Genomic DNA, 12,072 nt, shown 5'->3' with positions numbered 1-12,072 from the left:
TTAGGCTTATTTGTCGCAACTTTTCGGCTTCAAGCTTAGTACAAGTTTAGTAGATTTCGGGTTTTGGATAAGAGATGCAAATTCAATATCCCATCCCCACTCTCCAGCGTAAACTAGAGCGATAAACGATAGCTTTTACTGAGGGAAAGTTCTCTCAAGGGGAACTTTCCCATAGATTATCCACCGCCAAACAACATATTTTACCCGATAGTGACTTGATTCGTTTCCACCCCACTGGCACCGTTGACACCTCTAGCAATATTTACCAATTTGTTGAGAACTTCCTGACTGGAAACTTTTCCTTTTAACACCACAGTGCCGCCCAGTTGAGCTACATATACACTATCGATATCTGCTACTTCAGGATTTTGATCGAAAGCAAGAGCCACACGCTTAGCCAAGCCACTTTGATCGTATTCTCCATTTAACCCTACTCGCTCTGCTGGAATAGTTTGCGTTGTTGTCGCAGATTTAGTTGCCGGGGCTTGAGCAGGAGCAGATTGAGGAGCAGATTGAGGAGCAGATTGAGGAGCGGGGGCTTCCTCTTGGTGAGGTTTTTCTAAACCAAATAGTCTTTGCAGCCAACCCATCGCTGATTATCCTCTAATAATGTTCGTGTAAATACAATTTAAGGTGGGCAGAAGTGCTATCTCATCTGCCTCTGGAGAGAAATTAACAAAGCTGCCAACAGTTATCCCCTCTATCACCCGCAAAAAGAAGAACTTGAAAATTTTTTTGCCTCGTTTTTTAAGAGAGTTGGAGGGAGCTCTGCATCAGTCCTACACTTGTTTTCCCAGACTTTTTACAGCACTGTATGTAGAGGCAAAAATAAAATATTTTTAGCTGAAGCGAGCAATTTGTAACTTAAGAAACAAATTTTTTGCAAGTACAGGTTATACCTTAGAAAGATGTTACCCGCTCCGGAAAAGGAGAAAATGAGGATGTAATTGTACACCAGAGGAGAAAAAATGGATAAATCAATCCAGTGGATTCCTCTTCTTTATAGTTTGAGCCTTGGTGCAGCGTTTATAGTTCTTGCTTCTTCCTGCGCTGCACTTGTTTTCTAGCCAACAACTAGGAAACCTTACCCCACCCAAATTAGCTTTACTGACTGCCGTTCCATCGATAAGCAGTAATTGGTAAAGGTCGATCTTATCCTTCTTTCTTATTATGCACTACGAGAGGCATTAAGGGAGTCACAGAGTAAAATTTGGGAGAGCAACAAATTGACCCTTACGAGACTGAGGAGTTCGATCATGTTAAAGCAAATGTGCTGGTTGCCCCGCATGGGAAGTGAAAACCAGGAAAAAATTTTACACTTGCGGACAGCACCGAATCAACCCTGGCGGCCCTATACAGCTTTTGGGCAATTCGCTGTGCCGGATTACCTCGAACCCGGAGGCTCTAAAGGATGGGCAACATTTCAGAAATTAAGACTTCAAGGCTGGAACTTAATAGCCACTAGCGAGGTACAGCAATTCTTCGATGACGATCAAAAAATTGCTTGAGTTCCGGTTGCTAAAACATTTAAGTTTTCTTAAGTTTTATTCGGTGTGAAGGGCAAGATAATTCAACTAAAGTAGCATCTGCATCTTGCCCTTCACTGTATTTTCACTAAGATATTACCGCGCTGGCGCTACCTCCCTCGCTTCTTCGCTTTGTTGACTTTGCTGAGTAAAAATAGGCTTGCGAGTTTTCAAATTAAAGCGATATCCGTTAGGCAGGATATGTAGCCTTGCGCCGCAAACTGCCAAGGCTTCATCTTTTAAAAGTCCATCTAAATTATCATGGGTTTTTTCTGATTCGTCGATCACAGTAATAGCGCCTTCACCAATCACTTCAAACTCATCGCCGTTGACTGCTATAGCTGTATTTTCATCAATACCAAATCCTAAGACTGCGGGTTGTTGTGCCAGTGCTGAAACCAAGCGTCCTAAGCGACCCCGCTGTGCAAAATGCTGGTCAATTACTACCCCTGGCAGAAAACCCATTCCCGGCCCCATCGCTACTACATCAACGCGGGGATTGGTCTCAGATTCTCCTTCAATAATCATGATATCAGGCATCATTGCAGCTCCGGCACTGGTGCCGCCTATAATAATACCTTCTGAGTAGCGTTGGTGAATAGCTGCATCCAGTTCCGTGTCCTTCAAACAGCTAGTAATCCGCGATTGATCTCCGCCAGTAAAAAATACGCCTGTTGCCTGTTGAATTACTTCTAAGGCATCAGGGTTATTGGCATCTTCTCGTCGCTGAGTATCGACAACTCGCACGTCTTCTGCTCCTAACCGCTCAAATATTCTGATATAATTATCCCCTACTTCTCCAGGCAAGCTCGTCGCAGCCGTCATGATCGCAAGTCGAGCTTTAATACCTCCTGCGCGTCGCACGAACTCGCGGAGGATTTTACACTCACCCTCTTTGTCTTCGGCTCCGCCAATAATCAATAACTGCCCGCCATTTTCGCTTAAGGTCATAGCATCTCCTTTGTTCGCCTATATTCTAATAAAACACGACCATTTTTAACTCTAAAACTATCAAAAGGTAGAGATTGATACAGAAGTTTTTGGCTTAAGCTCATATACTTAGCGCTTTTTACAACCCTACATCATTGTCTACAAGTCTTAAAAGCCTGGGCAAAAACCTATATCCAATTAGCTAAACGCAGATAATTGGAGATTATATCTGCGTTGGTTATCGATTTATTTTTTAGGGCAATGTTGAATTACTGTGTTTGTTGAATCAAGGTGGTTAATAAAGAGTGTGCTTCTTCTAACGATAGGTGTCGGGGTTTGCCGTTCCAGACGATTTGGTATTCGTTGGAGTCTTGCCCGTCGCCATAGCCAGAAATCAGTTTCTTGTGAAAGGCTTCTTCAGCCAGTTCATGAAGTCGATCTCTGATAGCAGTTTTTGTCATGTTCATAATCCTGCTTCCTGATTTAATTCTATCTTTATATTGACCTACAGCTTAACTCACTCTGCCATCACTCGCAAGTTATAGTTTGCTGACATTAGGAACCGAACCTTTTTTATTCATAACTTAAAAAGCTAAAAAATCATCAATCCCTCTTATTAGCTATGTCTTTAGATAGTTGGAAATACACTGGCTATAAAGTAATAATAAAGTTTTAGTTCAAAGTAGGTATTCAATGCTGCAAGAAAAAGTCGCAGATACAGTCCGAGTCAATGCCAGGAAAAGCGATGTGTTTGATATTTTTAACTTCAAGCACTTTATGGGCGCAAACCCATATTTAGAAACAGCGGCTTTAGTATTTGATTTCGCCGTGACTGACTCTAGAGAACCTCTACCGATCGCTAACTATCTGGAAGCAATAGGCGATCGCTACCCGCAGCTACTAGGCGAAACTTACGAATCTCACGCCCACTTATTTGCCCGCACTGCTTCCGAAGTCGGGAAACTGGACATGGGCTTACACTTCAATTGCTGGAATGTCAAGGATGATGGGCATTATCATCGGATTAGTATCGAAGCTATCCACGCCCGCACGGCGAGGGCTGTAGTTTACGCGGTTTGGGATTGGTTTGAAGCGATTAACCAAGGTCAAGACTTTCCCATAGAAGAACAAATTAGCGTACTCCAAAGTATGTTCCGGCAGTCAGTTTATGGCGGGCCAACTGTCTATTCTCTCATGCGCGAAGCGACTCAGAAAGGCATTCCCAGTTTTTATCTGTGGGATGAAGGATTAATGCAGTACGGTTATGGCAAAAAATTAGTGCGCGGACAAGCGACTACTTTTGACTCTGATAGCCATTTGGATTCGGATTTTACTACTCGTAAAGATGACTGTAAAGCATTTTTGGCAACGTTAGGTTTTCCCGTACCTAAAGGCGATATTGTTACTACTGAAAACGGAGCGATCGCGGCTGCCAGAGAGATTGACTATCCAGTTGCAGTTAAACCTGTAGTCGGTCATAAAGGAATTGGGGTAACGGCTGATATCCAAGATGCTGAGGAATTAGCAGCGGCTTTTAAGAGAGCAGTTAAGGCGATTCCAGAGCAAGCACCTGTGCGAGTTATTGTTGAGCAAAGCTTTAAGGGCGCTGACTTCCGGTTATTGTGTGTTAATGGCCGATTTGTGGCTGCAACTGAACGTCGTCCCGCCTGGGTGGTGGGGGATGGGCGATCGCCTATTCGCGATCTAATTCGTCGAGAAAACAGAACCCTGGCACGTTTAGACACTCCGACTTCGCCGCTAAGTAAGATTCAGTGCGATGAGGCGATGGAGATGTATTTGCAGGAACAGGGATTATCTCTGGATAGCGTAATTGAGAGCGATCGCACTGTCTATCTCCGCAAAGTTGCTAATCTCTCCGCAGGTGGTGTCAGCATCGATGCTACCCCCACTCTTCACCCAGACAATATCATTCTCGCTCAAGATATTGCCCAACACTTTCGACTGACTTGTTTGGGCATTGATGCGATCTCCCCAAATCTCGGTCAATCTTGGAAAGAAGGGAATTTTGGTATCTTAGAAATTAATGCTGCTCCCGGTATTTTCATGCACCTTAATCCCGCCCTTGGCGAGAGCGTTGATGTGCCTGCTCACATTCTTGAAACTTTCTTTGAATCAGGAAATTCAGCACGAATACCAATTATTACTTTTAACCGGGTTTCAGTTCAAGAATTGCAAGAAACTATCGATCGTATTCTGTTGGAATATCCAGAATGGAGTATTGGTGCTGTTTGCCGCGATGCTGTTTTTGTCAACCGCTCCGAGAAGTTTTTGAATAAGGACTATAACCTGAATGTGCAAAGTTTACTCCGAAATCCCAAGCTGGATTTGTTGATTGCTGAGTATCCCGAAAGTGTCTTGGAAGAGCAAGGAATGTTTTACCAAGGCAGTAATATGGTAGTGCTGAATAATCCTACGGAAACCGAGCGGGTGTTGGCACGAGATCTCCTTGATGACTCGACTTTAGTTGTTAGGGAAGGTGCGAATATTTCTATCCGCCGCAAAGGTTTGATGGAACAATATACCCTTGGCGATGGTGAACCATTTACGCGGGTTTATTTGAAGGAGATTGGGACTATTTTGTGAAATGGAGCTAGGGTTTAGGGGTTAGGAAATTTTGAGTACACGAATTACTTCGCTTGCTTGATATTCCGGGTAATTTAGGCATAGCTAACCTCTAGCTAGTGACAATAAAATGCACAGGTGGGCGCTCGCCGCAACCATCTTCTTCTATGAGCTACAGGCAATGTGCGGCGAGCGCCCACCCTACGTTTAATTATTTTCGACTGCTTAGCGGGGAATTAGGAATGGCGAGATCGATAGCGTAAGCTTAGGTATGATATAATTTAAAATCTGTAGGGCTGGTGAAATTTATTTTAATAACTGCAATGAGCCAAGCTACCTCAATAACAAGTGAATATCAAATAACTATAACTTCTCAACTCTGGCAAAGAGTTGAGCAAATTGCCGGAGAATTTAACTTGTCTGTTTTGGAACTATTGGAACAGATAGGTGAAGGTCAATTGAAAGTTGTTGCGACCCAAACCAATTCAGAAAAACTGACTTGTGTAGATATTGCAAATTATTTCATTTGGTTAGCCTCAAAAACCGATCGAGAAATCAACGTCTATAAGCTACAAAAACTGGTATATTACGCTCAAGCTTGGCATTTAGGAGTTTACGAAACGCTATTATTTGATGAAGATTTTCAAGCATGGATTCACGGCCCGGTGATTCCCGATTTATTAGAAAAGTATCAATACCAATTTAATTGGGAACCAATTGTAGAAAAAATTGAAAAGCCGAAACTTTCCGAACAAATTGAGGAATTTATAGAAGAAGTTGCCGAGGCATATTTTGAGTATGATGATGAAACTTTAGAGCGAATGATTTGCAGTGAAAAGCCTTGGCTAGAAGCGAGAGGGGATTTACCGAGAGAGGAATCTTGTCATGCCATTATTTCTCAAGAATCGATGAAAAAATATTATTCTGCCCGTGTCAAAGAAGAAACCTCTGTCTAAAATTGTCGCTTCTCAACCAAAAACGCCCAAAGTTTTGGGATTTTCCTTCAAGTATTTGCAAACCCAGAATCAAAAATTTTCAATTCGCGATCGCGATGGGAATTATTTTACTGCTTTTTTGGAAAGATTGCGGGATTTATCAACATTAACAGCACAAGAAGTGAAGATGAATCGAAGTCAATCCCTTCGGTGTCATCCAATTAAATGGCGAGAAACAACCGAACCCAATGGGTTTGGTATCGCTAATGAAAAAGAATTAGTAACAATTCCTTATCAGTTTTCTCTTTCAACTAACGAACACGGCCGAGTGCATGGATTTTTTATTGAAGATGTATTTTATATTGTTTGGTTAGATCCGAACCATAATCTTTATCAGTAAGCACTTGTTCCCTAAATAATGGAAGTGAGGCGCGATCGCTCTTAAGTATGAGATAAAAGGAAGGGCGATCGCGCTTTTTTTCTTGTCCATCAACTCAAGTTAGCACCCTCAAGCTTCTGTTGCTGTTGACACTTACGCTTCTTCACGGCACTACGGATAAAGCCAATTCCCATCAAAGTACCCAATACAGTAGCGGGTTCTGGAACTTGCTCAGGATTAGAATCATCCTTAGTACCCAGAGGCATTGGACTAATGTAAAAAACCTGATCGTTAAAATCGCGGTCAGAGCCTTCATTTCTCCCACTTGTCGCACCCTTAGCTCCAAAAAGATCCTCGAACCCCAGCAAAACACCACCTTTGTAGGAATAAGCAATAAGGTGTGCTAAACCGTCTGAATTATCAGCTATATCTGCACTATAGACATCTGTTAGACCATCCTTAAAGTTCTTTGAAAGCAACTGAAACTTAAAGACAGTACCAGCCGTAAATTTACCCAGTTCCACATAGTCACCAATGTTGAGCGCACCATCATTAGACTCAGAGATGGGGCATCCACTTTTACAGGAAATATCAGGAAAGATTACTCCTGACTGAATAACATTAGAACCCTTACTTGCGGTGAAAACTAATTGGTTTCGTTTGGTTGCTCCCTCGTTCACAAAGAAAATATGAGGGTTGCTATCAGCGCCGAGAATCAAGCTTGTGGGATCTAAAGCTTTAAGATCCGGGTTAGCAAGTTCCATTCTTTCCTGCTGAACGAATTGCTGTAACTCATTAATGATGTCTTTGACTCCTGTTGTGTCAGTCGCGATGGTGTTAATTTGAAAAGCACCAGCAGGGATTGTGTTAAATAAGATGCTAGTTAAGGTAGTAGTCAGCCCGATCGAGACTTTACTTGCCATGAGTTTCATGCGATCGCTCCTCAGTCTTGCTATTTATTAGTTAGCTCATTTTATGGTATTTATTGAGCTTTGTCAGTTGGGAAATGTCTGATTTTGTCTGAAAATGGATATATTTTTCTTGCTATAATTCGGAAAATGTCGTAAAATGTCCTAAAAAGCCAGAAAATTCGCCCCCACTACCCAATAATGGACATTAAAGAAATCTTAAAGTTTGGCGATGCTCTAGTCTTTGCAAAGACGGGAAAACACCTAGACGATGTACAAGATGCTTTACTGCGTGGTGCTTGGAAAGGTCAGACTTACACCCAAATTGCAGAGGAATCCGGCTATAGCGATGGTTATCTCAGAGATGTTGCCTCAGAATTATGGAAAATCTTATCAGAGTTATTAGGAGAAAATATTAACAAATCAAATTTTTGCTCGACAATAGAGAGGTGTAGATTTTCTATTATTTCATCAACTTTTGAAAACAATTTTGCCCATAATAATATCAATATTTGTAGAGATATTGTAAACTCTCCAACAGTCTCACAAGGGCGATCGCACCCCAACCCAGACAGCGACAAACCTCAAACCCGTCAAGACTTAAGAGACGCACCCGACATCACCCCACTATACGATCGCGCACTCGAACTCACAACCCTAGAACAATGGATTGTACGCGATCGCACCCGCCTAATCGCCATATTAGGAATCAGCGGCATAGGCAAAACCGCGATCGCACTCCACCTCCTGCCACAAATTCAGCATCAATTTGACTATGTAATTTGGCGAAGTCTTCGCACATCCCCAACCCTTGAAACTACCTTAAAAAACCTAATTAAATTTATCTCCGATCGAGCAGATAGCGATTTGCCAGTCAGCACAGATGATAAACTTTCAATATTAATACAATATCTGCGATCGCACCGCTGCCTCATTATCTTAGATGACGTACAAACGATCCTCAGTAGCGGACAAATAGCAGGTAATTACCGTCCTGAATATGAAAATTACGGCACACTATTCAGACTTGTATCAGAAATTCCCCACAACAGTTGCTTAATCCTTAACAGTTGGGAACCCCCTAGAGAAATTGCCGCATTAACAGGAGAAAATGCACCCGTTCGCACATTATATCTAGGCGGATTGGGTACAGCAGCATCCGAAATCTTCAAAGACAAAGGTTTACTTGAAGACGAGAACTGGCAAACTATTATTAACACCTACGGAGGCAATCCCTTATGGTTAAAAATAGTTGCCACAATGATTCAAGAATTATTTAATTGTAAAGTTAGCGAATATTTAAAATATGATATCTTGTTTCTGGGGGAAGAATTAAAAGCAATATTGCAGCAACACTTAAATCGCTTGTCTGACTTAGAAAAACAGGTGATTATCTACGTCGGGAATGCAGCCGAACCCATCTCAATTTCCCAATTGATAAAAGATATGAAATTGCCGGCCTCAGAGTTAATCAATGCCATTCAATCCTTGGGACGGCGTTCATTGATTGAGAAACATGAACAAGAAAATATAACACTTTTTAACCTGTCACCAACATTCAAACAATATGTAAACTTAAGGGCGATCGATCGTTAAAACCAATCACCCTTAAAACAACCAATTTTTTCTCTTTTTTCCAAAGTTTATGACGACTGCAACCAGTTGCGAAACTTAACCGCCGCCGTACCAATAGACTGACCTACTTGCTTTTTCAACCGCCACTTTTGAAAAGCTTGCTCATACTCTTCCCCTTCACTTTGATAGGTATTCCAAGCACTAAGAGACAGTCCTAATCCCCAACCTAATAAAATGTAAAGCGACCAAGAAAGCTCGTGATTTGATGCTAAATTAAGCAGCAATAAGAAAGTATTGACAATACCGTACTTAACTAAATTTTGCTGCAATTTGCTGCGGCGATAAGCATTAAAAACATTCTTTTCTTGAAATTCTCCCCTATGGGCCATCCATTCCAATTCCGCCGCCTGAATGTCCGCTGGAGAGATACCTAATTCACTGGCCACCTCGAAAAGCTGGGTTCTAGACATTTCTCCGGTTTCTTCTCTACGCGCGATCGCTAACTGGAGAATTTGTTGAGCATCCTCCGAGGCATAAGTTTGAGTGATTTGATTTTCTGTTGTCGCCATATTAAGTTTTCTAGCTTCCTAACATCTTCTCTATCTTATCTACATTGAGCGGGAAATGACAGGTAGTGAAAAGGGGGGATTTCACTACTACCAATGTAAATTCTGTGCAGAACTCAAGTTACCGGCTAATAAGTAGGTGGACATAAATAAATGCTACCATATAATTGCGAGTAGCAACGAAGCCATCCTAAGTCCTTGTGTTCGCGAAGTTTACTCAAAGAGCATATCCTTTATTAAACATAATGTTAACAGTTAACAGTTAACAAATAACAGTTAACAAATAACACATAACTATAAATATTATTTTGCGCTACAATGACAAATAATTGCTTAATGTATTTCATTAGAAGTCGATCTGTAATTATGACTAATCGTCTTGCCCAATCTCAAAGTCTTTACCTCCGCAAACACGCTGAAAATCCCATTGATTGGTGGCCTTGGTGCGATGAAGCCTTGGAAATAGCTAGCCGCGAAAACAAGCCGATCTTTCTTTCTGTGGGCTATTCTAGTTGCCACTGGTGTACTGTGATGGAAAATGAGGCATTTTCTAATGCTGCGATCGCAGAGTACATGAACGCCCATTTTATCCCCATTAAAGTCGATCGCGAAGAACGTCCTGACTTGGATAGCATCTATATGCAGGCGTTACAAATGATGACTGGTCAAGGTGGTTGGCCCCTGAATATTTTTCTCGATCCCATCGATCGCATTCCCTTCTACGGCGGTACTTACTTCCCAGTCTATCCCCGCTATGGAAGACCTGGCTTTCTAGAAGTTCTGCACGCAATTCGCCGCTTTTACGATCTGGAAAAAGGCAAGTTGCAAGCTTTCAAAGAAGAGATTTTAGCACATTTTCAGCAGTCGGCGGCACTGTCTGGAACGGAGAAGTTAAGCGGTAAATTACTCCGACGCGGTTTAGAAACTAGCACTGCGATTATTAGCGCTCGCGAGTATGGCCCTAGTTTTCCAATGATGCCTTATTCTGAATCTGCTTTGCGCGGAATGCGGTTTAATCTTGAAGGCAAATCTGACAGTCAGCAAGTTTGCACGCAGCGGGGTTTAGACTTAGCTTTAGGTGGCATTTATGACCACGTTGCCGGCGGATTTCACCGATATACCGTTGACGGAACTTGGACTGTACCGCACTTTGAAAAGATGCTCTATGATAACGGTCAAATCGTTGAATATTTGGCTAATTTGTGGAGTGCAGGAGTTAGAGAACCAGCTTTTGAGCGTGCAGTTGCGGGGACGGTAGAGTGGTTGCAAAGGGAAATGATTGCACCTGCTGGTTATTTTTATGCTGCACAAGATGCTGACAATTTCACCAATATCGAAGAGACTGAACCGGAGGAAGGAGCGTTTTATGTTTGGAGTTACAGCGAATTAGAAAATTTGCTGGAAGCTGATGAATTTAGAGAACTTCAAGAGCAGTTTACTGTCACGCAGACGGGCAATTTTGAAGCGAAGAATGTCTTGCAACGCCGCCATCCTGGTAAATTGAGTTCTACTCTGGAAACTGCTTTAGCTAAACTATTTAAAGTTCGCTATGGTGCTGTTCCTGAAAGTGTAAAAGTCTTTCCTCCCGCGCGTAACAATCAGGAAGCTAAAAGTTATGATTGGCCGGGTAGAATTCCAGCGGTGACTGATACTAAGATGATTGTAGCTTGGAATAGCTTAATGATTTCTGGTTTAGCTAGAGCCACTGCTGTTTTTCACAAGTCAGAATACTTGGAACTGGCCGCTAAAGCGGCTAATTTTATCTTAGACAATCAATGGATTGATGGACGCTTTCACCGACTAAATTATGACGGCAAATCGGCTGTTATGGCGCAGTCTGAAGATTATGCTTTGTTTTTGAAAGCACTGCTAGATTTGCATCAGGTATCTGAGGGTTGGTTGGAGACAAAACCTGACAGTTTTAACCTCAAACCTGAAGTTTGGTTAGAGAAAGCAGTGAAAATACAAGAGGAGTTTGACGAATTTCTTTGGAGTATTGAGGTAGGAGGTTATTACAATACTGCGAGTGATGCAAGTGCAGATTTATTAGTACGGGAACGCAGTTATACAGATAATGCAACACCAGCGGCGAATGGAGTTGCGATCGCGAATCTTGTACGCCTAACATTGCTAACAGAAGACTTGCAATATCTCGATCGCGCTGAGCAAGGTTTGCAAGCTTTTAGTAGCGTGATGCAGGATTCTCCTCAAGCTTGTCCGAGTCTGTTTGCAGCGCTCGATTGGTATCAAAATTGTACCTTGATTCGTACTACCAGAGATGAAATTTCCGGCTTGATTTCCCAATATCAGCCAACTGCTGTTTATAAGAGCGAAAGCAATCTAACAGAGGGCGTGGTAGGATTAGTTTGTCAGGCTTTAAGTTGTAAGAAACCTGCTAAAACTAAAGAGCAGTTGTTAGAACAGATTCAACAAAGCCAAATCCGATGTTGAAGGTTTTACTGTCAGCATAAACTATAGATTGTAAGGTGGGCGCTCTCTCAAAAATTAAAAACGTAAAATTAAAAATTAAAAATTTAATTAATTTCCTTTTTAATTTTTAACTTTTAATTTTTAATTGGATTTAGCTATGAATTATCAGCTTTTTGGCGGCGAGCGCCACCCTACATTTCTACGTTTCAACTTATACTAATAATAGAAAAAATCTCAGAT

Annotated in this window: 11 protein-coding genes; 6 read left to right on the top strand and 5 right to left on the bottom strand. The window is 41.8% G+C overall.

From position 1 onward, the window contains the following. Window positions 1-200 precede the first annotated feature (200 nt). Window positions 201-590 (bottom strand): BON domain-containing protein, encoded by a 390-nt coding sequence (locus tag OSCIL6407_RS0100685; RefSeq protein ID WP_007353929.1) that lies wholly within the window; start codon window positions 588-590, stop codon window positions 201-203. A 666-nt stretch (window positions 591-1,256) separates the two neighbouring features. Here OSCIL6407_RS0100685 and OSCIL6407_RS0100680 point away from each other — a divergent pair. Then, the gene (locus OSCIL6407_RS0100680) at window positions 1,257-1,508 is read left to right on the top strand and encodes a hypothetical protein (RefSeq protein ID WP_019486811.1); all 252 of its coding nucleotides are present in this window, start codon (window positions 1,257-1,259) and stop codon (window positions 1,506-1,508) included. A gap of 114 nt (window positions 1,509-1,622) precedes the next feature. On the opposite strand, the gene OSCIL6407_RS0100675 is transcribed toward OSCIL6407_RS0100680, so the two are convergent. Then, entirely contained in the window at window positions 1,623-2,477 is an 855-nt protein-coding gene (locus tag OSCIL6407_RS0100675; RefSeq protein WP_007353928.1) for a cyanophycinase, read from the bottom strand. Window positions 2,478-2,725: 248 nt separating this feature from the next. Further along, window positions 2,726-2,923 carry a hypothetical protein gene (locus tag OSCIL6407_RS0100670; protein ID WP_007353927.1) on the bottom strand — a complete coding sequence of 66 codons (198 nt, stop codon included), beginning with the start codon at window positions 2,921-2,923 and terminating at the stop codon, window positions 2,726-2,728. A 226-nt stretch (window positions 2,924-3,149) separates the two neighbouring features. Between OSCIL6407_RS0100670 and OSCIL6407_RS0100665 the strand changes: the two genes are divergently transcribed. The 3 genes from OSCIL6407_RS0100665 (at window position 3,150) to OSCIL6407_RS0100655 (ending at window position 6,374) form a co-directional block, all read left to right on the top strand. Then, window positions 3,150-5,060: an acetate--CoA ligase family protein gene (locus OSCIL6407_RS0100665; protein ID WP_007353926.1), complete on the top strand. Its 1,911-nt coding sequence runs from the start codon at window positions 3,150-3,152 to the stop codon at window positions 5,058-5,060. A 302-nt stretch (window positions 5,061-5,362) separates the two neighbouring features. Beyond that, window positions 5,363-5,995 carry a Panacea domain-containing protein gene (locus tag OSCIL6407_RS30140; RefSeq protein WP_007353925.1) on the top strand — a complete coding sequence of 211 codons (633 nt, stop codon included), beginning with the start codon at window positions 5,363-5,365 and terminating at the stop codon, window positions 5,993-5,995. Continuing rightward, the gene (locus OSCIL6407_RS0100655; RefSeq protein WP_007353924.1) at window positions 5,970-6,374 is read left to right on the top strand and encodes a hypothetical protein; all 405 of its coding nucleotides are present in this window, start codon (window positions 5,970-5,972) and stop codon (window positions 6,372-6,374) included. Before OSCIL6407_RS30140 ends, OSCIL6407_RS0100655 begins: the two co-directional genes overlap by 26 nt. 89 nt (window positions 6,375-6,463) lie before the next feature. Here the strand turns inward: OSCIL6407_RS0100655 and OSCIL6407_RS0100650 are convergent, their stop codons facing one another. Next, window positions 6,464-7,276: a DUF4114 domain-containing protein gene (locus OSCIL6407_RS0100650; protein WP_234708707.1), complete on the bottom strand. Its 813-nt coding sequence runs from the start codon at window positions 7,274-7,276 to the stop codon at window positions 6,464-6,466. 186 nt (window positions 7,277-7,462) lie between these two features. Here OSCIL6407_RS0100650 and OSCIL6407_RS0100645 point away from each other — a divergent pair, with 186 nt between their 5' ends. Then, entirely contained in the window at window positions 7,463-8,857 is a 1,395-nt protein-coding gene (locus tag OSCIL6407_RS0100645) for an NB-ARC domain-containing protein (RefSeq protein WP_007353922.1), read from the top strand. Window positions 8,858-8,904: 47 nt separating this feature from the next. Here the strand turns inward: OSCIL6407_RS0100645 and OSCIL6407_RS0100640 are convergent, their stop codons facing one another. Beyond that, a complete protein-coding gene (locus tag OSCIL6407_RS0100640) occupies window positions 8,905-9,405 on the bottom strand; it encodes a 2TM domain-containing protein (RefSeq protein WP_007353921.1) in 501 nt (166 codons plus the stop codon). A 363-nt stretch (window positions 9,406-9,768) separates the two neighbouring features. On the opposite strand from OSCIL6407_RS0100640, the gene OSCIL6407_RS0100635 reads away from it, so the two are divergent. Beyond that, window positions 9,769-11,853, top strand: a complete 2,085-nt coding sequence (locus tag OSCIL6407_RS0100635; RefSeq protein ID WP_007353920.1) for a thioredoxin domain-containing protein — start codon at window positions 9,769-9,771, stop codon at window positions 11,851-11,853. Window positions 11,854-12,072 lie beyond the last annotated feature (219 nt).

It is taken from the genome of Kamptonema formosum PCC 6407 (assembly GCF_000332155.1).
Taxonomy (GTDB): domain Bacteria; phylum Cyanobacteriota; class Cyanobacteriia; order Cyanobacteriales; family Microcoleaceae; genus Kamptonema; species Kamptonema formosum.
The sequence above is the reverse complement of the archived record's forward strand: the minus strand, read 5'-3'. Positions and strand labels throughout refer to the sequence as shown.